At 68.0% G+C, this 20,554-nt stretch carries 22 protein-coding genes and 2 pseudogenes; 7 read left to right on the plus strand and 17 right to left on the minus strand.

The window, feature by feature from the left end; genetic code table 11:
• Positions 1-6: 6 nt before the first annotated feature.
• From ACIRQP_RS31870 to ACIRQP_RS31900, 7 genes are all read right to left on the minus strand, one after another.
• On the minus strand, positions 7-702 hold the full coding sequence (locus ACIRQP_RS31870; protein WP_403896167.1) for a histone protein: 696 nt from the start codon (positions 700-702) through the stop codon (positions 7-9).
• Positions 695-961 carry a gas vesicle protein GvpG gene (locus ACIRQP_RS31875; RefSeq protein ID WP_403896169.1) on the minus strand — a complete coding sequence of 89 codons (267 nt, stop codon included), beginning with the start codon at positions 959-961 and terminating at the stop codon, positions 695-697. Before ACIRQP_RS31875 ends, ACIRQP_RS31870 begins: the two co-directional genes overlap by 8 nt.
• Position 962: 1 nt before the next feature.
• Positions 963-1,709 (minus strand): GvpL/GvpF family gas vesicle protein, encoded by a 747-nt coding sequence (locus ACIRQP_RS31880; RefSeq protein WP_403896172.1) that lies wholly within the window; start codon positions 1,707-1,709, stop codon positions 963-965.
• A 3-nt stretch (positions 1,710-1,712) separates the two neighbouring features.
• Positions 1,713-2,156, minus strand: a complete 444-nt coding sequence (gene gvpJ, locus ACIRQP_RS31885; RefSeq protein WP_403896174.1) for a gas vesicle protein GvpJ — start codon at positions 2,154-2,156, stop codon at positions 1,713-1,715.
• 36 nt (positions 2,157-2,192) lie between these two features.
• On the minus strand, positions 2,193-2,519 hold the full coding sequence (locus ACIRQP_RS31890; RefSeq protein WP_403896177.1) for a gas vesicle protein: 327 nt from the start codon (positions 2,517-2,519) through the stop codon (positions 2,193-2,195).
• Between the two features lie 220 nt (positions 2,520-2,739).
• A complete protein-coding gene (locus ACIRQP_RS31895) occupies positions 2,740-3,198 on the minus strand; it encodes an Asp23/Gls24 family envelope stress response protein (RefSeq protein ID WP_403896180.1) in 459 nt (152 codons plus the stop codon).
• A 39-nt stretch (positions 3,199-3,237) separates the two neighbouring features.
• Complete coding sequence (locus ACIRQP_RS31900; RefSeq protein ID WP_403896183.1) at positions 3,238-3,600, minus strand: Asp23/Gls24 family envelope stress response protein; 363 nt, start codon at positions 3,598-3,600, stop codon at positions 3,238-3,240.
• Positions 3,601-4,382: 782 nt separating this feature from the next.
• Between ACIRQP_RS31900 and ACIRQP_RS31905 the strand changes: the two genes are divergently transcribed.
• Both ACIRQP_RS31905 and ACIRQP_RS31910 read left to right on the plus strand, forming a co-directional pair.
• Positions 4,383-4,775 carry a hypothetical protein gene (locus ACIRQP_RS31905; RefSeq protein ID WP_403896185.1) on the plus strand — a complete coding sequence of 131 codons (393 nt, stop codon included), beginning with the start codon at positions 4,383-4,385 and terminating at the stop codon, positions 4,773-4,775.
• 100 nt (positions 4,776-4,875) lie between these two features.
• Entirely contained in the window at positions 4,876-5,316 is a 441-nt protein-coding gene (locus ACIRQP_RS31910; protein ID WP_403896188.1) for an Asp23/Gls24 family envelope stress response protein, read from the plus strand.
• A gap of 159 nt (positions 5,317-5,475) precedes the next feature.
• On the opposite strand, the gene ACIRQP_RS31915 is transcribed toward ACIRQP_RS31910, so the two are convergent.
• Positions 5,476-5,628, minus strand: a complete 153-nt coding sequence (locus ACIRQP_RS31915) for a hypothetical protein (RefSeq protein ID WP_403896191.1) — start codon at positions 5,626-5,628, stop codon at positions 5,476-5,478.
• Positions 5,629-5,669: 41 nt separating this feature from the next.
• Complete coding sequence (locus ACIRQP_RS31920; protein WP_403896194.1) at positions 5,670-5,840, minus strand: hypothetical protein; 171 nt, start codon at positions 5,838-5,840, stop codon at positions 5,670-5,672.
• Positions 5,841-6,391: 551 nt separating this feature from the next.
• Between ACIRQP_RS31920 and ACIRQP_RS31925 the strand changes: the two genes are divergently transcribed.
• A complete protein-coding gene (locus tag ACIRQP_RS31925) occupies positions 6,392-6,799 on the plus strand; it encodes a hypothetical protein (RefSeq protein WP_403896197.1) in 408 nt (135 codons plus the stop codon).
• 197 nt (positions 6,800-6,996) lie between these two features.
• Here ACIRQP_RS31925 and ACIRQP_RS31930 read toward each other — a convergent pair whose 3' ends face one another.
• Positions 6,997-8,196 carry an IS4 family transposase gene (locus ACIRQP_RS31930; protein ID WP_403896200.1) on the minus strand — a complete coding sequence of 400 codons (1,200 nt, stop codon included), beginning with the start codon at positions 8,194-8,196 and terminating at the stop codon, positions 6,997-6,999.
• A 130-nt stretch (positions 8,197-8,326) separates the two neighbouring features.
• On the opposite strand from ACIRQP_RS31930, the pseudogene ACIRQP_RS31935 reads away from it, so the two are divergent.
• A pseudogene (locus ACIRQP_RS31935) lies at positions 8,327-8,443 on the plus strand (transposase); the annotation flags it as partial.
• A gap of 345 nt (positions 8,444-8,788) precedes the next feature.
• Positions 8,789-9,568, plus strand: a complete 780-nt coding sequence (locus ACIRQP_RS31940) for an SDR family oxidoreductase (protein WP_403896390.1) — start codon at positions 8,789-8,791, stop codon at positions 9,566-9,568.
• Between the two features lie 277 nt (positions 9,569-9,845).
• Here the strand turns inward: ACIRQP_RS31940 and ACIRQP_RS31945 are convergent, their stop codons facing one another.
• Positions 9,846-10,586, minus strand: a complete 741-nt coding sequence (locus tag ACIRQP_RS31945; protein ID WP_403896202.1) for a hypothetical protein — start codon at positions 10,584-10,586, stop codon at positions 9,846-9,848.
• Positions 10,587-10,720: 134 nt separating this feature from the next.
• Positions 10,721-11,434 carry an SDR family oxidoreductase gene (locus ACIRQP_RS31950; protein WP_403896205.1) on the minus strand — a complete coding sequence of 238 codons (714 nt, stop codon included), beginning with the start codon at positions 11,432-11,434 and terminating at the stop codon, positions 10,721-10,723.
• A gap of 164 nt (positions 11,435-11,598) precedes the next feature.
• Between ACIRQP_RS31950 and ACIRQP_RS31955 the strand changes: the two genes are divergently transcribed.
• Positions 11,599-12,219, plus strand: a complete 621-nt coding sequence (locus ACIRQP_RS31955) for a TetR/AcrR family transcriptional regulator (RefSeq protein WP_403896207.1) — start codon at positions 11,599-11,601, stop codon at positions 12,217-12,219.
• A 236-nt stretch (positions 12,220-12,455) separates the two neighbouring features.
• Here the strand turns inward: ACIRQP_RS31955 and ACIRQP_RS31960 are convergent, their stop codons facing one another.
• The 5 genes from ACIRQP_RS31960 to ACIRQP_RS31980 all read right to left on the minus strand — a co-directional run bounded on the left by ACIRQP_RS31960 (position 12,456) and on the right by ACIRQP_RS31980 (position 20,149).
• A complete protein-coding gene (locus tag ACIRQP_RS31960; protein WP_403896210.1) occupies positions 12,456-14,351 on the minus strand; it encodes an FAD/NAD(P)-binding protein in 1,896 nt (631 codons plus the stop codon).
• Positions 14,352-14,361: 10 nt separating this feature from the next.
• Positions 14,362-16,116 carry an ABC transporter ATP-binding protein gene (locus tag ACIRQP_RS31965; protein WP_403896213.1) on the minus strand — a complete coding sequence of 585 codons (1,755 nt, stop codon included), beginning with the start codon at positions 16,114-16,116 and terminating at the stop codon, positions 14,362-14,364.
• Positions 16,117-16,465: 349 nt separating this feature from the next.
• Positions 16,466-19,102, minus strand: coding sequence for a class III lanthionine synthetase LanKC (gene lanKC, locus ACIRQP_RS31970; RefSeq protein WP_403896216.1), 2,637 nt, complete (start codon positions 19,100-19,102; stop codon positions 16,466-16,468).
• A 510-nt stretch (positions 19,103-19,612) separates the two neighbouring features.
• On the minus strand, positions 19,613-19,882 hold the full coding sequence (locus ACIRQP_RS31975) for a hypothetical protein (RefSeq protein ID WP_403896219.1): 270 nt from the start codon (positions 19,880-19,882) through the stop codon (positions 19,613-19,615).
• Positions 19,883-19,969: 87 nt separating this feature from the next.
• On the minus strand, positions 19,970-20,149 hold the full coding sequence (locus ACIRQP_RS31980; RefSeq protein WP_403896401.1) for a hypothetical protein: 180 nt from the start codon (positions 20,147-20,149) through the stop codon (positions 19,970-19,972).
• On the opposite strand from ACIRQP_RS31980, the pseudogene ACIRQP_RS31985 reads away from it, so the two are divergent.
• Positions 20,099-20,464: pseudogene (locus tag ACIRQP_RS31985) on the plus strand (HNH endonuclease family protein); the annotation flags it as partial. The gene ACIRQP_RS31980 and the pseudogene ACIRQP_RS31985 sit on opposite strands and share 51 nt — an antisense overlap.
• Positions 20,465-20,554: the final 90 nt, after the last annotated feature.

The following is a 20,554-nucleotide window of genomic DNA, read 5'->3' on the forward strand; positions in this document are numbered from 1 at the left end:
GTCCGATCACCTCCGGCGCGCGGCGCGCGTGGGCGCCGTCTTAGCCGTCTTCTTCGCGGCCGACGCCGTCTTCTTCGCGGCCGCCTTCTTGGCAGGGGCCGCCGTCTTCTTCGCGGAACCGGCAACCTTGGACGCGGCTGTCTTTCTGGCCCGGCCCCGGACCGCGGAAGCGGCCTTCTTGGCCGCTGCTCCGCCGGGCTTCCGCTGCCCGGCGGCTGACGGCCCGCCGGATTCGCGGGGGCCTCGTCGGCGGTGCCTGGGCGGTTCCTCCTCCTCCGGCTCCTCTTCTTCCTCTTCCTCCGGCTCCTCCTCGTACTCGCCCTCGTACTCGCCTTCTTCCTCGCCCTCCTCGGGCTCTTCCTCGTACTCCTCTTCCGGCTCTTCGTCCTTGGCGCCGAGGCTGAGCGTCCGATCACTGATCGCGTCCGCGAGAGAACTCAGCTTCCGATTGGTGACTGCCGTGAGCGCGTTACGAGCCGCTTCGACTCCTTCGGTGCGCAGCTGCTCCTGGAGCTCTGCGATCTGTGGGACCTGGCCGAGGCGCCGTACTCCCTCGGCGACCAGTTGCCGCGGTTCGAGGCCGAAGCGTCTGCCCGCCAGGTAGGTCACGGCGGCAAGGGCGAGTCGGCCCTTCTTGGTGCGGCCCAGCACGTAGCCGGCCGCGACCGCGGCGGCCAGCGTTGCCTTGGTTTCGTTATCCATGAGTACGCCACCTTCGATCGCTTGTCTGGTCCGGCTCCCGTTCATCCAGTCGATCGAGTAGCCGTTCCTCTTGCTCTTCGAATTCTTCGAGGCTGAGATTTCCTTCTTCGAATTCCTGGTTCAGCGCCGCCAGTTGGGCGCGAATCAGGGCAGGATCATGCAACTGACGATCGGCGCTCTCCATGAGCTGTTCGGCGATCCACGACACGCCGCGAACCGGGGCCAACGGAAAGAGGAGGAGTCCGCTGATCAGTCCCATGTCATGCTCCCGCGCCCGCGAGTGCGCCGCCGGCCTCGACAAAGCTGTAGCAGGGCAGTGGTCCCGCCACACGTAGTTCCACCCGGTCTTGTCGGAGCGCGGCGAAATCCTGCGCCGCGGCCCGGAACCGGCCGTCGGCCGCGCTGTCGATGAGGAAGGACGTATTGAGCACACACCCCGGGACCTGAGGCCCCGCAGCGACCGCGTGGGCCAGAGGCGTCAGCTCCTGTACGGCACGTTGTCCCGCTTCTGCCGCTCTGCGTGAGAGCGCCGTGGCCACTGCTTCTCCCAGGCGGAGGTTGGCCTCGTAACCGGGATGTCTCCGTGCGGCTTCATGGAGCCTTTGGATGTTCTTGTCCTCCTGGACGAGAGGTGCCAGCGCGTCGGACGGGACAAACGCTTTGACGTTCACTTCGACCCGCCCGTCGAGCCGCTTGAGAACCGTGTGATGACGGTGCTCGGCGGCGGTCAGTTCGGAACGGACCGCTTCCTCGTCCGGTGCGACCATGCCGAACCGCATCGGCAGAGTGGGCCCACTCCCGGTGAGCCACAGCAACACGTCCTGATGGGCGAGCAGATCGCGGCGCCGGGCACGCAGCTTCGGCGGAGCGTCACTGACCACCGCCCCGAGCCGGCCCTCCACGAGGACACGCAGCGGCAGCGGCGGGCTCCCCACACCGGAGAGTTCCGCCGGGGCGCGTTGCCCGGCCCGGACGATCGCGTACACGTACACACCATTGCCTGTCACCGGTCAGTCCTCCGCGGAGCGACGGCGCGAGCCGGAACGGGCGGGAACCCGGCGCCGGGGCCTGGTCTCCTCGTCCTCGTCGAAGTCCTCGTCGTCGCCACCGCCGACAGCGTGGCGCACCTTGTCGCCCACCGACTCGGCCGCCTTCTTCACCGTGCGCTTACCGACAGCCCTGGTGACCCCTCCGCCGAACAGTTCCGGAACCGTCGTACTGCGTGAGTCGCGTTCCAGGTCCAACCGGTCGCAGGCCTCGGCGAACCGGAGATACGTGTCCACACTCGCGACGACGATCCGCGCGTCGATCTTGAGGATCTCGATGCCGACAAGGGAGACCCTGATGAACACATCGATCACCATGCCCCGGTCCAGGATGAGTTCCAGCACGTCGTACAGCGTGCCGGCGCGCGGTACGCACGCGACCTCGTCGGAGTAGGTGGTCGTTCTCATGGTGCGTCCTCTCGTCAGCTGATCGGCTCGCTACACTCACTCGTCGGCGGCGCCTCTTCGGTAGCGGCGGACCCTGCGGTACTCCAGGAGTTCACCGTCCCGATCGAGTTGCACCTCGTACGTAGCGAGCAGGCTCGTGGTGTCCGGGATCCGGGCAAGCTCCAGAACATCCACGACGACGCACCAGCCGTCGTCGGTGCGCCGTACACCCGACACACCTTCCGTACAGTGGCTGATCAGGCTCTCCAGTCGCTCGCGCGCGGCCCGCGCGGCGTCTTCCGGCCCGGACCGGGGCGAGGCACGCCGACGAGTCGCTGTCGACGTGGAACTGGAACTGGACCGCATCCGACGTTGTTCTGCCATACGTCAAGTCTCATCGCTATAACGCTCACCGCATCTCCAGCGGGCGCGTCGTGGCCGCTGGACAGTGGCCGACGGTCTCACTCCCAGAGCGGCCGACACATCCCCACGGCCGGAATGGACCCGCGCTCGTCCGGGGCGCGAAGCGTAAGCCCGACCAGGGGGATTGAGCCGACAGAGGGAGAACGGACCGCCGCTGCCGCAAGCTCACCGGGCAACACGGTCACCGCCGCGTGACCGCAACACCGTTCACGGAGATGTTCACCTCGATGATGTCCGGGCCCGTGGCGCTCCGCACGGCACGCACCACACTCTCCCGGACCCGCGACGCGACCTCCTCGATCGTCGCGCCGTACTCGACGACCACGGTCAGATCCACGACGGTGCGTCTTCCACCGCCGCGTTTCATGTGGACGGGGTGGGGATGGCCTTCCCGCGTCAGGACGCGGGCCCTCTCCCCGGTGCGCCGTAGCGAAACCAAGACGAGGTGATGGATTCCAGGCACCTTCCTCGCCGCTGTTGTCACGATGTTCCGTAGCAGGTCATCCGTGAGGGGCGCGCTCTGCTTTTTCAGCGGGACAGGCGTGGAACGGGCGGCGTGCGCGTGCAGTGTCGCTTCCGCGAGCGCTCGGTCCTTTCCGACCAGAGGCTTGTACATACCCGTGTGTGCGTCCTCAAGCACGGTCCAGACACCTTCCGGGGGCTGATATCGCGCGGAGCCCTATTGCACGCGAGAGGGCTCCGAAGAGCGGTCGCGGTCATCGTCCGAGCCGGGCACGTGCACGTGCACGTCGAGAACGCTCACGTTCGTCTCCACCACTTCCCTCCCCGTCATCTTTTCCACGGCGTCGGTGACGTTGGAGCGAATATCGTCGGCGGCGTCGGCGATCGGTGTGCCGTACTCGACGACGACGTCGAGATCGATCGCCGCCTGCTTCTCGCCGACTTCGACTTTCACACCCCGGGAGGCGTCGTCCGAGCGGCCGACCTTGTCGCGCATGGCACCCAGGGCCCGGGACACACCTCCGCCCATCGCGTACACGCCGGGGGGTTCCCGTGCCGCGATACCGGCGATGGCGGACACGACCGAGTCCGCGATGACCGTCTTCCCCTTCACCGCGCTGTCTCTGTCAGCGGGCGCCGAGGGCACCGCGGACGGGTTGGCTTCCATGAGATTTCCTTACTCGGGGAGACATCACTCAGCTCAGAAGTGAGCGAAACGCCGGGCGCTCGTCGGGCGATATCGACTCTGTCGACCACGGTTCCAGCTTGCGCTGTTCCTCACCGTGCGGCCATTTGAGTGAGTGCCCCGGGGAAAGACCTCATGAGGCGGTCCCGGGCACGAGAGGGACGGAACCGGAGGTGTCTTCCTTGCCCCGCAGTAGATTGGCAATCGGGAGGGCCGGATTCCCTGGATCTGGCAGGCGCGTGGTGCGATCGCACCGCCTACGCAGCTAAGTTTCTGTGGCCGTACGGCTTCACCCCATCCACCGGGGGGGGTCGGGCGGTGCGTCCGGCAGCGGCGGCGCCTGGTGGCGCAGGGAAGCAATCACATGCCGCAACGATTCCCAGAGCGAGCGGCGATGTCGACAGATTTTGCAGGCCCGCATCACGAACCCGTTGAACCCGAACCCTGTCTCCCCGTCCGAACCGGGCCTTGCACCGCACGCCGCGACGCTGACACCCTCGCGCCCCCAACGGTTGAAGAATCACCTTCCGCGAGCCCGCCTCTCCCTTCCACTTTGCCTGTCATGTGGGGATGACGAGCTCAGATTTACCCCCCTATGGGCGATTTGCGTACAATGATGTTTGCGGCCTGGGCGGTCAGCTCTGGACGCGCGAGAGCTCGACAGAAAGGCTTTTCTGATGTCCAAGAAGCGCAGCCAAGCCCCGCAGAGTGAAGGTCCGAGCCGGTTCAAGGGACACGGTCAGCACGGGTGGGCGCCGGACGTGGACGAGACGACCCAGCAGGACAATCCCAGCGCGCACCGCTCCTTCCACCCGGACCGGTACGCTCCCGAATCCGACGCGAGCCGTGAGCCCTCTCCCGAGGACAAGAAGGAATCAACTGTCGGTACGCCGGTCGAGAGTCACTCCCGGCGAGCCGAGGACCATGCCAGGAAGTCCAAGAGCGAAGGCACACATGACACCGGCCCTAAGGGGCGGTCGCGGCGCCCCAGCGGCAGCAGGGACGCCTCCGCTCATACCGGCGTGGATCCCCAGAACCCCCGAGACCCCCACCAAGGCCCACAGCACTGATCAGACCGTCGGCACCCGTATTCGAGAGACGCCGCCGCGCACCCGCTCCCCGGATGACCCGGCGTCGTCCCCGTCAGGCTCGTCAGGAAGGAACTTCGTCATGGAAGCCAGCCCATCCGCGGTCGCTACTGCGCCCACTGGCAGAAACGGCACGGTGAAGGGGAAGACGGTCATCGCGGACTCGGTCGTGTCCGCCATCGCCGGCATAGCGGCCCGTGAAACCCCGGGCGTGTACGCCATGGGCGGGGGTGCAACCCGGGCCCTGGGCGCCATGCGCGACAAGGTGGGCCGATCCGAGGATCCCTCCCGGGGCGTGAAGGTGGAAGTCGGCGAGAAGCAGGCGGCGATCGATCTCGACATCGTCGTCGAGTACGGCACACCGATCGCCGACGCCGCCGACGATATTCGCTCCAACGTCACCGACGCCGTGGAAAGGATGACGGGACGTGAAGTCGTAGAGGCGAATGTGAGCGTGCTCGACGTGCACGTACCCGGAACGGACGAGGACGAGGGCACACAGGAGTCCTCTCGCGTGGAGTGAGTCGGCCAGGGGCCGTCTGTCCTTCTCCGAGGAGCGCCGGCGGTCTGGACCAAGGTCCCTTCGCGCCAACGAGCGCCCGACGCGCCCTCGGCCGATGCTCACGAAGGAAGCACAACGACTCCAGTGGGCAACGGAAACGTGTCTCATGGCCGATCTCACCTACCTTCGCGCGGCGGTCAGGAGCGCCGCGGTCTGCGGGGACATCGACGTCGACTCGGGCACGCGCCCGGCGGCGGCGAGGCACCAGGGGTCGGGCCTGTCGCGGTACATGTCCTCGAAGTAGGAGGCGGGTGTGGATGCGGGAGTGCTCACCGGAACACGACCTCTGCCTCACGCAGAAGAGGGGCGAGCTCCTACGGGGGCAGAACCGCCCTGTCCACCTCATCGGGCCCCAGCGGCTCGACCTGGCTGACGAAGCGCGCGACCGCCGCCCTCTTCAGAGACATCACCTCCGAACCGAGCGGGATGCAGGCGGCGTCGTGCCACGGTACCCGCGCGTCACCGGGCTCGGCCCAGTGCCACATCCATACCGGGTACAGAACGCAAGGCGTCCGCGTGGTCCGGGTGGCCGCGACTACCGCTCGGCCGGTGGCCTCATGGTCGGCGTGTACGTGCAGCGCAATCGGGCACATGCCCACATCGCCCGCCACCTGCCCTCAGTACGAAGGGCCCAACCGGACCATTCTCATCGCCCAGGGGTGGCGGCCTCTCATCTTCGCCGTCGCGGGCCTTCTCGCCGCGCTTGCCACCCGGCACGCCACCCGTCGGCCTGCCGGGGAGGCGTGGGCGCTGCACTGCGCACGCGGCGAGGAGACCTTCACCCCGCCGACCGCGGGCATGGACCTGCTCCGGAACGCGCCCGCGCCCCGAAGGCCCTCGCTTCCTGCGACTGCCCGTTCCGTCTGTCGGCCGGGGTACGGGTCCGCCGGGACTGACGGTTTCCCAGATGCAGCCGGTCCGGCACCGGCGCAGAGTGGGAGTGCCAGGAGTTTGTGTTTCTGGCGGAGTGCGGCCCGGCGCCGCCCTTCCTGAGGAGGCCCCGGCCCACTCCGCACGATCGCTGCGAGGTGCAGCCATGCTGATCATCGGAGTCCTGCTAATGGCGGCCACGGCCGCTTTTTCGGCGTTGCTCATCGCCTTCAACCTCTCCGGGGGACCGGATTACGCCGTGACGTTGTTCGGCAGCACGCCGTTCACCCTCAACGTGCTGGGGGCCTTCCTGAGCGGGATCGCCCTGACGCTGATCTTCGGTCTCGGGCTGTGGCTCATGCTGGGCGGTGCGGCTCTCCTCGCCCACCGGAGCAGAAAGCGGCGCGCGGCGCGCAACGCGGTGGCCGAGCGCGATAAACTCAGAAGGCAGCTCGACGACTCCCGCACGGCACCACCCGCGGCGGACTACCCGGCAAGGGGCAGAACTACGTTTTCCTCGTCGGCCTCGCGCCGCTTGGCGCACCGCCTTCACCTACCCGGACACAGGCACTAGATGCAATACCGGTGATTTAGTGCTTTTCCCGGCGGGTGGGGCTTGTCATGGTGGGTCTGACGAGCTTCACGGTGGGGGTGTTGGGCCGTGGCGGGTGGTGGTGTTCGGCCCGTTTGAGTTTCCAGTTGGCCATCCTGCGTTTGATCACGCGCGGGTTGGACCGCAGTCGCCGGGGCGGCAGGAGCCGTTCGCCGATCTCACGCAGAGCCTGGGCCACGGCCCGGGCGAGTCGGGAGGGGGGAGAGCGCCGCCTGGCCGATGACGTGGCGGCGGACGATGCGCAGGGTGCGGGTGAAGGAGATCCGGTCCGGATCCCGTCCTGCCTGGTGGGCTGCCTGGTGCATCAGCTCCCGAGGGGCGTGGTGGACCAGCAGGAAGGCGAAGATCTCCTGCTCGGCGCCGGCCGGATGTTGGGAGCGCAGGACGAGGCCGGGTCCGCCCTGGTGGGTCTTGATCTCGTCCAGCGTGGTCTCGATCTCCCACCGCTGGGTATGAGGTGCGGCCAGTTCGGCCGCCGGAGCGGCCTGCGGGTCGACAATCGTGGTGATCAGCCGGTAGACGGTGCCGTCCGTGTTGTCGCCGAGGGTGTACTCGATGACCCGGACCGTGATCGGGTCGGCGCGGCGGTTCTTGTCCCGCGCCGCGACGATCTGCGACAGGTACGAGCCGTCACCCAGGGCCTCGACCACGGGCAGGACCGAGCTGTTCTTCACCCGCCACAGCAGGTCGGCGCCGCTGGCGGCGGCCGCCCGCCACAGGTCGAACCCGGCGAAGCCCCGATCGGCCAGCAGGAGCATTCCCGCAGTCAGGCGGCCGAACAGGCGCCGGGCCAGCACTGTCTCGTGCACCGACAGCGGGCCGACCTCGGCGGCGAAGACCGCATGGGTGCCGCACTCGACACTGCCGTCATCCTCGCCTGCGGATACGCGCCCCGTCGCCGGCCCCGCGAGGATCCCGGACGGCCGAAGAAAGGCGTCATTGGCGTCGGTGTCGGGAAGGTCGAAGGTCGTCCCGTCCACCGACACCAGCCGCCGGCCCCGGTACCAGGCCCCGGCCGTCGCCTCGGTGGCCACCGGCCGGCACACCCGGGCGAACAATGCCTTGAGCGGTTCGGGTCCCAAGCGCAGCCGTGCCCGGCCGATCGCCGCCGTCGACGGCACCCGCCATGTCCCCTCCCACCGCCGCTCCTCCTGAAGTCCGCAAGTGAGCAACCGGGCGACCTCCTCATAGCCCTGGCCCGAGAACAGACACATCGCGAGAACGAAGTAGACCACCACGCGAGCAGGCAGCAGCCGACGCCGCTGTTCGACCCGCCCGCACTCCGCGACCACCGCATCGACCGGGCACAGCTGCGGCCGGTGGCCGGGACCGCAGCTCGGCCTGCCCGAGCCGGTCACCGCCGCCTACGCGGCCACCGCCACGGCCCACCCCCGACTGCTGATCGCGCTGAATGAGCAGATCGCAGCGATGGAAGCACAGGTGAAGACCCATTTTCTGGCGCACCCGGATGCTGAGATCTACCTCTCGATGCCCGGCATCGCAGAGATCACCGGCGCCCGCGTGCTCGCCGAGTTCGGAGACGACCCGACCCGCTACGACAGCGCGAAGGCCCGCAAGAACTACGCCGGCACGAGCCCGATCACCCGGGCCTCCGGCAAGAGCCACCACGTTCAGGCCCGCTACGTCCGCAAACAACCGCCTCGCCGACGCCCTGCAGACCCAGGCCTTCTCCGCCCTGCGGTCCTCGGCCGGAGCCCGCCGCTACTACGACAAGCAACGCGCTCGCGAAGCCGGCTACAACCCCGCCCTCCGCCAGGTCGGCAACCGCCTCGTCGGCATCCTCCACGGCTGCCTCAAAACCCGCACCCCCCTACGACGAAGCGACCGCCTGGTCCCACCACACCAACCTCCATGCCGCTTGACACCAAACGACATGGGGTGTCTGACCCAGGCTTTCAAGTACACAGACAGAAAGGGAATCCTCCCCTGATGCCCCCACTCATCACCGCTCGGCCGCTTGACGGCCGGACCGCCGTGGTCACCGGTGCTTCCAGCGGAATGGGCGCGGCCACCGCATACCGTCTGGCCACGCTGGGAGCCTCCGTCGCCGTCCTCGCCCGGCGCCACAACAAGCTCGCCGCGCTCGCTCAGGACATCACGGCGGCGGGTGGCACCGTGCTGCCGCTGACCGTCGACGTCACCGACCGGGCCGCCGTGCAAGCCGCCGCCGGTGCCGTGGCCGACCGGCTCGGCGAAGCGGACCTGGTGTTCAACAACGCCGGGGTACAGCTGATCTCAGCCATTGACCAGCTGAAGGTCGACGACTGGCAGCGTCAGATCGATCTCAACGTCACCGGCGAGATGAACGTGATCGCGGCCTTCCTCCCCGATCTGACCGCCGCGGCCGACCGGGGAGGACCGGCGGACCTGATCAACACCTCCTCCATCGCGGCCACCCGCATTTTGGAGAAGTTCTCCGTCTACTCCGGAACGAAGGCTTACATCAGCCAGCTGACCCGCCTCATCCGCGTCGAGCTGGGGCGAAAGAACGTTCGTGTCAGCGCGATCGAACCTGGCATGGTCGACACCGAACTTCCCGACCCCGGCGCCGATCGACCCGGACACCCCGACATCGGGTACGCAGGATGTTCCACCCTCACCCAGGAACTCCGCAGAGGACATCCCCCGGCCACGGCCGGCCCGCACCGTTACCTCCGGCGTCGAGTGACCAGCCCCGAAGACCGTGCCCAACTACTGAGCTCTACATGACGGGTACCAGCAGCTATACGAGAACACGGCCTCATCATCCGACCGGACGGATACGTAGGCATGCGGGCCACCGACCCGGACGAGGCCGAGATCCTCCAGCACCTCAGCCGATTCCTCCCCGAGGAAAAGGCCGCCCACTGAAATAGTCCGTCGCGGGGACATGGTCGACACCCTCGGCCTGTCGTACGGCGGAGCCTGGTGCCTTCCGCGCACCGGCCTGTCTGCCCGACCGACACACGAGCCGGCCGGCCCGCGCACGTCCCCGCTTTCGTTCTGCTCACTCCACGCGGATGTCGGAGTAGTCCAACGTGATGAAGGGGTCGGCGAGCAGGCCCGGCCCCTCGGGGTCGGGGACGAAGACGCGGCGGCGGGTGGGGAAGACCAGTCCCGAGAACTCCTGGTGGCCGTCCATCATGTGCACCGCAGGAATGCCACCTGTCACCCGCGGCGCGTAGTCCATGCGACGCTGCAGGCCGTCCTCGTCGTAGTAGAAGGTCTGGTTTTTGGTGTGAACCGTGATGTCATCCGGGAACGTGACGCCGAGGCGTCGCCACCCGCCGCTGAGGCCGGGCTGCTGGTCCAGGGCAGGCTGCTCCGGTGCCAGGTCCCGGACCTGCACGCCCGGGAGGGTCAGCAGATGGGGGGTTGTGAGGTAGTTCCAGGTGGCGTAGCCGACGAAATACAGGGCGTGCAGCATGTCCCAGGGGGTGTCCAACTTGAACCCGTCGAACGAGGCGAGGGGGTTGCGGCGCTCCTGCACGGTGCGCCCGTCCTCGTCCACGATCGACACATGGTCAGGGGTGTAGATGCCGCGCAGTCCGGCCTCGGTGTAGTCGCGGAAGACGGTACGCTGCGTTCCGAAGTCGACCGTGACCTCACGGCTGCCGAGGATGCCGGGCACCTGGTGCAGCGACCACATGGGCCCGCCGATGTGTGACATCGCCGTCACTGTGGTGACCTTGCTCCAGCGTTCCTCGCCGCCGTGAGCTTCGAGCAAGAGATCCAGAAGATGTGTCACTGTCGCATCTGTCCTTTGATGGGGCGCCGACTTCCCATGCGGCGCTGCGGTGGATGGGCGAGTGGGAGTCAAAGGCCCGGTGGGCTCATCGGGGTTGCCGGGCGCAGCCCGGTGGTGCGGCTGGGGTGGTGGCCTCAGCCCTGTGCGAGCTGCGGGTAGAGGGCTTCGATACCGAGTGAGAGTCCTGCCTTGATCTGCTGGGTGAAGGCGTCGGCGACCACTTCCAGTTGGCCCTTCTCGACGCCGTCGAGAGCGATCTTGGCGATCTCCGCCGGATCGGCCGCCCCGTCGACGTCCATGTCGGCGATCATGTCGGTGTCCATGCGGCCGACATGCAGTGCGGTCACCTGGGTCTTCTGACCGGCCAGTTCCAGGCGCAGGGAGTTGGTGACGGACCATGAGGCCGCCTTGGCCGCGCCGTACGCCGCCTCGGACGGAAGCGACGCCCAGGACAGGACGGACAGGACGTTGAGGATCGCCCCGCCCCCGTTGCGGGCGAGGGCCGGCGCGAAGGCGCGGGTCACGTCGAGGGGCCCCAGCACATTGATTTCGTACTCGCGGCGGTAGGTGTCGAGGTCGCCGTCCAGCACACCGGTGAAGGTGTTGATTCCGGCGTTGTTGATCAACAGGGTGACGTCCGGCGCCTGCTCGGCGGCGGCGAGGACCGAGGCGTGGTCGGTGATGTCGAGCTGGACCGGGACGACGACGCCTTCGACCGCGACGGTGCGGGGGTCACGGGCTGCCGCGTACACCTTGCTCGCACCGGCTTCGACAAGAGCGCGAACGAACTGGGCGCCGAGGCCGCGGTTACCGCCGGTCACGAAGGCGACTGAGCCATTGAGGGTCATGAGCTGGGCTTCTTCCTGCCTGGAGGGGGAGGCCATTTCCGTGAGGAACGGCCTGGCCGCGCTGGGTGCGCGACCGGGACACAACGAGAAACCATGCGGTTTCTCACTTGATCAACGTAAACCCATGGGTTTCCAGTGTCAATCTGCGAGGTAACCTCAGTGCCATGACCACCATCGACAAGGCCGCATCCGACGTGGTGCCCGAGACCCCGAAAGCAACCGTCGAGGACTCACAGCGAGAACGGCTCCTGAACGCCGCGGTCGATCTCTTCTACCGCCACGGCGTCGACGTGGCCGCCAGTGCTCTCTGCAAGAGCGCCGGGATCTCCAAGAAGTCGATGTACCAACTCTTCGACAGCAAGGACGCCCTGCTCGCGGCCGCGTTGGAGCGGCGCGTACTCGCTGACGCAGCCTTCTTGCTCCCCCCGCCCGATTTCAGCCCGAGCCCTCGCGCCCGGCTGCTCCACGTCTTCCGGCAGCTGGAGAAGTTCGCCCAGTCACCGGACTACAAGGGCTGCGCCTACCTAGCACCACAGGTGGAACTGAAGGACCCCGCCCACCCCACCAGCCTCGTGGCAGCCCGTATCAAGCGGCAGCACCTGGAGAACTTCTTCCGTACCGAGGCGGAACGCGGAAACGCCACCGACCCCGACTTCCTCACCCGCCAGCTCGCCGCCCTCTACGACGGAGCGAGCACCCGCGCCGGCATCGGCGCGGACGACCTGCAGGGCCTGGCCGTCACCACCGCCGACACCCTCATCCAAGCCGCCGGCATTACAGATTGATCTTGCGCTGGTGAGGCACAGGTCCCGGTCTGGAAAAGCGGTGAAGGGGGTCGTGCCTGTGTGGGGTCGGTTGGGGCGGTCGTGCAGCCCTGCTTCACCCTCCGTGCGCCGGCGGCGCACCCGCCGACGCGGCGCGCGCCGCCGGCCCGCGTGACCTGGCCCCGCACCACGCGGCAGACGACCAGGTCCGGCGGGAGACCGGCCGGACGGCCCTGCGGCTCGCCCTTGCCGGAGCGCTACAGGCGCGCCTCACCCACCGCACGGACCAGCTCACGCAGAGCCGACCGTGCCAGCGCGTCGCTCTGATGCAGAAAGACGGAGTTGGTACCGGGGCGGGGGAAGTCACCCGGGTAAGCGAAAAAACGGCGCGGGTGCGGGGCACCGTCGCTGCCGCGCAGGCGCTGGCCGACGGTATCAACCAGCCCCGTCGGGTGCCGCCCTCCTGTCGCGGGGTCCACCTGTGTCTGTTCCCTGACCTCGCCTCGTTCCAGGAGCCGCAGCAGCAGCGGATCGGTCGCACGCGAGAGGGCCCGTCCCGGCAGGCGGGCCTCGATCAGCGCACGCGCTCGTATCTCCGTGTCGGTGCTGCTGGACCGTGCCGCGAACACTCCGTCCACCAGGGTCACCTCGGTCTCGGCACCGATGAAGTGGACGACGCCGGCGCGAGCGAGAGCCAGGAGCTGTTCCAGGCGGGGGCCCGGCGGACCACTGGTGCGGAAGCGGCAGAACTGAAAGAACTCGGGCAGTCCAGGGCCCGCGGAGGCCGGGGAGAGCAGTCCGCTCTGCACCACCCGCCACAGCGCGTCGGCGACCGAGAAGATGGCGTGGTAGACGGCCAGGTGAGCGCTGTGACGGGGGTCGCGTCCACGCTCCACATCGGCGGCGAGGTAGGCGGTCATCCACTCCTGCAGGGCAGCGGGGCTGTGAAATCCGCGGCCCGTCAACGGCCGGTCCATGCCCTCGACGTCAATACGGTCCCCTTCCTCAGGGACAGCACTCTCGATGAGTTCCTTCATCTCGGGGCTGTTCCACTCCACCGTGTCCAGCCGGGCAAGGAACGCATCGGCTTCCACCCCCAGGCGCTCCGGATGTGAGGCCGCCAGCTCCCGGTAGCCCGCCGCGGTCAGTTCCCTCGCGATCAGCGGCCACAGACCGGAAGCGAAGTCCAGCGGACCCTTTCCCAGCTCCTCAGGTGTGAAATAGCGTGGAAGCCCCGACAGGGGCCGTGACAATGTGTAGTGGAACTTCGAGCGATACGGCACGCCCCGTCGAGAACCCGCGTGAAGAACCGGCTCCCTCCCCGAGGGCTCATACCGCAGGTCTCCCGACGCATCGCGGCAAAAACGCCCCCCTCTGCCTTCCGTCAACAGCACCATGGTGTCGAAGAACGCCAGGCCGAGCCCGCGCAACAGCACGGCTTCTCCCGGAAGGACGGAGTCCAGGGAGACCTCAGCCGTGGACGCGGTGGGGGCATAGGTCAGACGGTGAGCCGAGGCACGCCGGGCCAATGATGTTTCTTCCGTCAGCGGTCCGACCTGAAAGTTTCCCTGCGCGTGAATGACCACATCCACATCCAGCGCGCCGGCGCCGTCGAGCGAGAGCCGCTGACGGCCGGTCGGCAATTCCCGGACGTCGGCCACACGCGCCTGATGAACGCGCACGCCCACCTGGGGTGCGCCGGTATCCACGGTGCTCCAGAAGACCCACGACAGGTACTCACCCACCAACTGACGCGTGGCGAACCAGCCGGCATGCACACGTGACGCCTCATCAGATGTGCCCGCGCCCGGCTTGAATCCCTCGGGGAGCGCGCACTCACCCCGTACGAGGGCTTCCGCCCACTCGGCGAGCGAGGGCCCCGGTACCAGCGGACCCTCGCACTTCACACTCTCGTCCGTGAAGAGCGTGCATTCGTCGGACCTCGTGTTCGACCACAGCAACCCTGACTGCCCACCCCGCCAGACATATCCACCGCCGGGCGGAAACGGATCGATGACATGAACCGCCAGGTCCAGGCCGGGCGCACACTCCGCCGCACTCGCTACGATCCGTTCGAGAATTGAGGTCCCCCGCGGCCCGGCGCCGATGAGGGCGATGCTCGGAGTGCCGCGCGATCCCGGGTCGACGCCCATGGAGTCTCCTTCAGGAAATCAGCAACTGGCGGCTGGCCAGGTCCCGGTAGAGCGGGCTGGTGCTGGTGAGTTCGTCGTGCCGGCCGACAGCGACGACCTTCCCCGCGTCGATGACGACGATCTGGTCGGCGTCGACGACGGTCGAGAGCCGGTGAGCCACGATCAGGAGGGTGTGTTCGGCCGAAACGGCCGCGAGCGCTTGGCGGAAGGCCGCCTCGTTGCGGGCATCGAGGTTGCTGGTGGGCTCGTCCAGCAGCAGGATCGGCGGAGCGCTGAGGAGCGTACGGGCGATGGCGAGCCGTTGCCGTTCGCCACCGGACAGCAGGATCCCGCCTTCTCCAACCTCCGCGTCCAGGCCGAGCGGTGTGCGCTCGGCGATCCCGGCGAGGTTGACGGAGCTAAGGATTGCCATCAACTCCGCGTCGGTGGCCTCCGGCGTGGCCAGCAGCAGATTGTCCCGGATCGTGCCGGCCAGTACGGGTGCCTCCTGCTCCACGTATCCCAGCTGGGCCCGGAGCGTGTCACGGGACATCCGACGGATGTCGGTTCTGCCTACGTGTACGGCGCCGGAATCCACGTCGTAGAAGCGTTCCGCCAACGCCAGCAGAGTGGACTTGCCCGCACCTGAGGGGCCGACCAGGGCGGTGCGGCCGCCCACGGGCACCGTGAAGCTCACGTCCCGGAGGACGGCCCGGTCTTCTCCGTAGCCGAAGGTGACCCGGTCGAACGTGATCGCCGGCGGCGGCTTCTCTCCGAGTACGGGCTCCGGCAGCACAGCGCGTTCGGTGTCGTGCCGGTCGTGTGCCGACTCCGTCGGCAGATTCAGGATGTCCTCGACGCGCTGCATCGCTCCCATACCGGTCTGAAGCTGGGAGTAGGCGCTGATGACCTGCCCGAGCGGCATGATCAGGAAGAAGAGGAACAGCACGAACGCCACCAGATCTCCGACCGAGAGCGCGCCGCCGGCCACCCGGGCACCGCCGACGCCCAGTACCAGGAGAAACACGCCATGGGTCGCGACATGGGCGACCGGGACGACCAGTGCCTGGAGCTTGGCCAGACGCAACCCCGATTCGTACGCCTGTCTGGTACTGCGGCCGATCACCTGGGTTTCGCGTCCCTCGGCGCGAGCGGCCCGGATCGTACGCGCACCGGCGATCCCGCGTTCGAGTCCGGAGGCCATCTCACCGAGCCTGGCCTGTGCCTGCTCGGACAACGGCCGGGTCCGGCGGGCGATCAGCACGGCGGCGACGAGTGCTGCCACCAGGCCGCCCCAAGTGACGGCGAACAGCATCGGATCGACCAGGATCGCCGCTACGGCCGCCCCCAGGATCATGAGGCCGCCCGTGGCCAGCTCGAACATTCCCGAAGTGATGACGAGCCTCAGCAGGGTGCTGTCCGCCCCGATCCGGGACAGCAGATCACCGGTGCGCCGACGGTCGTACTCGGCCACGGGCAGCCGCAGAACATGGGCCACGAGCCGCTCGCGTACCTTGAGAACCATTTCCTCGGCGGTACGGCGCAGCAGGAAGTCGCGTACTCCGTTGAGCACTGCGCTCCCCAGCAGCAAACCGGCCAGCAGGCTCGCCGGCCCGGCCATCGGACGCGACGCCGAGATCGCGTCGATCACCGAGCGGACCAGCAGCGGTTGCAGCAGTGTGATACCCGCGCCGACCAGCGAGAGCACCGCGGCCAGGACCATGACGGGCATGCGGCCGCGCATGTACTGCAGCAGTTCACGCAGCCCTACTCGGGTCCCGTTCATCGTCGGCCCACCGCAAGGAATGGCATGGTCAATCCACCCGCTTTCTTCCTGAGAAACCAACTGTCGATGGCGTGAGCAACCGTGCCGGGGTGGGGAATCCCCCACCCCGGCACGGTCCGCCCGATGTCAGCAGGCCACACTCGCCCAGCTACAGGCGCAGCAGACCGAGGTCCAGCCGCTCGCGAAGTTGTCCTGCGGAGCGGCCTCCGACTCCATTGCCTGGAGTCCCAACACGAAGTTCGCCATGAAATTCACCTCCCTTCGCCGTTCGATGCGACATTGCACTCGCCCGCGGGTGCCACCGTGTTTCCGTGGTGCCATCGGTGGCGTTTTTGACGGCGGCCGAGAGTCAGCGGGAGCCGACGGCCCAGGGCTCGGGACCGAGGAACGGCAGGATCTCCGAGGTCCGGCCCGCCAGCACATTGAGGAGGCGAAGCACTCCCGCGGATCCGGTGGCCAGATCGGTGGATGCGCGCAGGTTCTGTTCCCCCGGGAAGATGAGGCCGTACTCGTCGGAGAGCGCGTACAGGTTGAGGCCGCGGACCCCGGCGTCGATACGCTCATCCACATCCGGCCAGTCCAGCCGGTGTGCCACCTGGCGGAGCGCGCCGACCAGGCCCGCCCTGCCGTTGAACAGGCCTCCGCAGACACAGAGGTCGTCCGCGCAGGCCAGGCTCAGTGGTGTGACGGCGCGTCTGAGCCGGTCATCGTCCACGTGGTTCAGCACCAGGTCGCACACGAGCGCCACACCGGCACTTCCGGTGGCCAGATACGGCAGTACTCGGGCCTGGTTCTTCACCTGCATGGTGCCGTCGGACAGGGTCTCGCACTGGTCGAGGTCACGGTGGACCGCCGTCAGCGCCGCTCCGAGCCAGCGGTCCTCGCCGGTGGCTTCGAACATCCTGACCATGAACAGGGCCAGACCCGACCACCCGTAGAGCAGGCCGCCCGAGAAGTTGTCGATCGAGTTTCCGCGCCGTTCCCGGCGGACGGAGCCGACGGGAACGGCGCTCGCCGCGAAGACGCCGGACTCGATGGCCCTCTCCACCTCCACGGCCGCACGCACGGCGTGTTCGCGATACCGCGTCTTCCCGGTACGGCGGTAGAAGCTCAGACCGACAAGCCCGATTCCGGAGAGACCGTCGAAGAGTTTCGTCCCGGAAAGCCCCTCGCTCCCGTCGGCGCTCCGGTCGTACAGCGCGCACGCGGCCTCGGTGCGGCCAAGGTTGTACAGGACGTGGGAGATCCCGGCCATGCCGTCGTACAGGCCGAAGCGCGGCCGGCGGCTCGTGCGGGTCTCCTGCTCCAACCACTCCACATAGGGCTCCAGATCACCGGCTCCGGCCTGGTGCAGAGTGTCGATCACCCCGGCCGCGCCGAACGCGACACCGCCACCACCGTGGAAGAACTGATTGATGTCACCGGGGAAGATCCGGTCCTGACGGCCGGGCGAGGCCGAGCCGCGGATCGAGGCCGTCAGAGCCGTCGTGTGGAGCTCCCACGGGCCGGTGACCGAGGTGAACGCCAAGGCCGGCTCGGCCGGACGCAGTCCGGAAGGGGCGGTCTGCGATGTGGTGAGAGCGCGGGTGAGCGGAGCGATCACGTCGTCGTCGAGGCCGAGACGCGACTGAGCGGCGTCGATGAGCGTGGTCGCCTTGGCCGGGCACAGGGCCAGGAGGGAGTTCAACGGAAGGTACAGGAACAGGCGGACCGCGCTCAGGGAGTACAGATCGCCGTCGATTCCCCGCAGAGAGTCGGGAGGGGTGAATCCGGGGGCGCCGAGAGCTCTGGGCCCCGGGTGGTCCTTGGGCTGTACAGCCTCGAAGTCGATGAGTGTCAGATTCAGGTCGTCATCGATCAAGATGTTGCCGGGGTGCAGGTCGTTGAACACATACCCCTGGTCATGGACCGCTCTCAGGGTGCGTTCCAACTGGTCGAGGATGTGGGCCACCGACTCCAGATACTCCTTGGTCCCACTGCCGTCGTTCACGACCCTGAGATTGAGGTAGTTGACGGTGATCCAGGTCTGGAGGGACTGCCCTCGTACGTACTCCATGGCCAGGAAGTCGTGGCCGCCCAGGACGTGGTAGTCGTGGACGAGGGGAATACCGGGAATGCCCCGCAGGGCGGACAGCACGGTGTGTTCGGTCCTCAGCCGGGTGGGTGCGTCACGTCCCATCCGGTCAAGTCCCGCGTGGGGTCTGCCCTCCTTCAGCACCAGTTCCAGTCCGTCGCGGAAACGACGGGCCCGGTAGACGCCGCCGCCGTTGGAGAAGTGGAGTACGCCCAGTACCTCGTACGGGAATTCCTCGGGCTGCTCCCCGGCCAGGCGGGGCGCGACCGCCTCGGCGAGAAAGTCCGGTACCTCCACCCAGTCGGGCACGGTGAATCTCGGCTCGCGAAGATCGGCCACCAGAACGCCGTCGGGGCGCTCGACGGCCGCGACCAGGGTGCCGTCGCCGCCGTAGGTGTAGCGCCAGGTGAAACCGCCGTACCGGACATACAGAGGACCCTGATTCCATTGCAGGTCGCTCAGGATGTACGGACCGGCCGATCCGCCTGTCTCACGGTCGAGATCGTGGAGTGTCTGCTTCAGACCCGGCAGATCGCGAGGATAGAGAGTCAGGAACTTTCCACTCGACTCCCGCGGAGCGTATTTTCCGTTTCTTGCCATGAAAACATGGGAGTTGGTGAGGAACTTGAAGGGAATGTTCTTCCGAAAACAGTACGCGGACACGCATGTGAGGATCTCAACGGCGTTGTCCAGTGTGACGGACACATGGATCTTCCAGCCCTGGGCCGGCAACTCCGGCCGGCCGGGTGGCGGCTGGAACTGCGTCCACTGCCCGGCGGGCACCTGCTGCCACCCTGCCGCCGCAGCAATGACGTCGCGGTAGTCGACCCCTTCGTCACCGGGCTGCGCCCGGTCCGGGGAGTCGTAGAACCGTGCGTCCGCAAGACAGTAAGCCGGATATCGAACGTCCACCGATTTCCCCCTCTTTCCTCACCGTCATCTGCCGAGTCGACATCGCCGTGGATGACCGGGCCGGACCGGCCGGCGACCGGGCCCGATCCCTGGACCACAGCGGCTGCCGAGTCCGGCGCTTCCCCGACGGGGTTCAGCCACGCAGAGACCTCCCCTGCCGTACGAAGCGACAGCCATCACGATGCAGGGCATGGCTTGGGTTGACCTTGGTGAAACCTTGAATCGGGTGATCGGGTCGGTTCCGTACGATCGGCTCCGCACAGCGACGGATGGCGGCCGAGTCGGGCTGTGCGCCGGGAGCTGTCGCCTGTGGTGCGCCGGCGGGGAAGCGGTCCGGGTGGAACCCCTGACGTGGAGGCGCGGCGCACCCGTCTCACTCGAACAGATGTATGCCGCCTTCGGGAACAAGCCTTTGTCCCTCAGGCCGTGCCAGGTGGCGGAGTTGGATCGATACTGGATCCGAGCGACGGACCGCGGTTCCCCCGAGATGCGAGGAAGGGTGACGGCAGGTCAGATGGATCTCGTGAGGGGAAATCTGACGATGCCTGCCCCAGGGCGGATCTCGGCGGCCTGGGCGACCGTCGCATCCGCGCGCTGGGAGGTCAGCTCGTCCGCCCGGTCCGCCAGCGCCATCGCGGGTGACGGACGCGGGAAGCGGACGGACACCGGCTCAACGACCCGCCAGGTATAAGGGGCGCTCGCGACGGCCACGACCACGCCGAGCGCCCCGACGACGCGCGCGGCGGGCCCCGGCTGGCCGAGCCCGAGGCGCGTCGGCATTTGTCCCCAAGTATTTGCCGTCCAGCGCCAGTTCAGCGGACCGGGGCTCAGCCTCGCCCTACAGACCGGCCGTGGGATCGTCCACGTTCACGGTGCGAAGTGGCCGGTGCCCCTTGTCGTCAAGTCGGGCGAGCCGTAGTAGTTGACCGCCGAGCTGCGGGCGGGGGAGATGCGCGCCAGGACCTCGGCGTCCACCTCGCGGCCGGCTTCGCGCAGTTCTATGACGAGGTCACGGTCACCGACGCGAAGAAGCTCGATATCGATCACATGGTGCCGCTCGCGGAGGCGTGGGACAGGGGGGCGTCTGAGTGGACAGCGGAGCGGCGTGAGGCGTACGCGAATGATCTCGGGGCGGAGTGGAGCCTCGTCGCGGTGACGGCGAGGACCAACAGGAGCAAGGCGGACAAGGACCCGACGCAGTGGATGCCGCCCGGAGCCCCGGCGAAGTGCACGTATCTGGTCGGCCGGACCGCGACCAAGCTCAGGTGGTCCCTCTCCGCCGACGATGCGGAGGTCGCAGCGCTGCGGCAGCTGGCGGCTGACTGTCCCAACAGCACCGCGGAGTACGAGGTCGCGAAGTAGTCCGCCGGAGCGGGGGGGGGGGGGGGGGGGGGGGGGGGGGGGGGGGGGGGCGGGGGGGGGGGGGGGGGCGCCGCGGGCCCGGGGGGCCCC

The sequence above is a fragment of the Streptomyces sp. NPDC102274 genome (genome assembly GCF_044766385.1).
GTDB lineage: Bacteria > Actinomycetota > Actinomycetes > Streptomycetales > Streptomycetaceae > Streptomyces.

Coding starts and splice junctions, on each gene's coding strand:
- ACIRQP_RS31870 (WP_403896167.1), bottom strand. CDS start 702: ATGGATAACGAAACCAAGGCAACGCTGGCCGCCGCGGTCGCGGCCGGC.
- ACIRQP_RS31875 (WP_403896169.1), bottom strand. CDS start 961: ATGGGACTGATCAGCGGACTCCTCCTCTTTCCGTTGGCCCCGGTTCGC.
- gvpJ (WP_403896174.1), bottom strand. CDS start 2,156: ATGAGAACGACCACCTACTCCGACGAGGTCGCGTGCGTACCGCGCGCC.
- ACIRQP_RS31890 (WP_403896177.1), bottom strand. CDS start 2,519: ATGGCAGAACAACGTCGGATGCGGTCCAGTTCCAGTTCCACGTCGACA.
- ACIRQP_RS31905 (WP_403896185.1), top strand. CDS start 4,383: ATGTCCAAGAAGCGCAGCCAAGCCCCGCAGAGTGAAGGTCCGAGCCGG.
- ACIRQP_RS31910 (WP_403896188.1), top strand. CDS start 4,876: ATGGAAGCCAGCCCATCCGCGGTCGCTACTGCGCCCACTGGCAGAAAC.
- ACIRQP_RS31920 (WP_403896194.1), bottom strand. CDS start 5,840: ATGTGGCACTGGGCCGAGCCCGGTGACGCGCGGGTACCGTGGCACGAC.
- ACIRQP_RS31925 (WP_403896197.1), top strand. CDS start 6,392: ATGCTGATCATCGGAGTCCTGCTAATGGCGGCCACGGCCGCTTTTTCG.
- ACIRQP_RS31940 (WP_403896390.1), top strand. CDS start 8,789: ATGCCCCCACTCATCACCGCTCGGCCGCTTGACGGCCGGACCGCCGTG.
- ACIRQP_RS31950 (WP_403896205.1), bottom strand. CDS start 11,434: ATGACCCTCAATGGCTCAGTCGCCTTCGTGACCGGCGGTAACCGCGGC.
- ACIRQP_RS31955 (WP_403896207.1), top strand. CDS start 11,599: ATGACCACCATCGACAAGGCCGCATCCGACGTGGTGCCCGAGACCCCG.
- ACIRQP_RS31960 (WP_403896210.1), bottom strand. CDS start 14,351: ATGGGCGTCGACCCGGGATCGCGCGGCACTCCGAGCATCGCCCTCATC.
- ACIRQP_RS31965 (WP_403896213.1), bottom strand. CDS start 16,116: ATGAACGGGACCCGAGTAGGGCTGCGTGAACTGCTGCAGTACATGCGC.
- ACIRQP_RS31975 (WP_403896219.1), bottom strand. CDS start 19,882: ATGCCGACGCGCCTCGGGCTCGGCCAGCCGGGGCCCGCCGCGCGCGTC.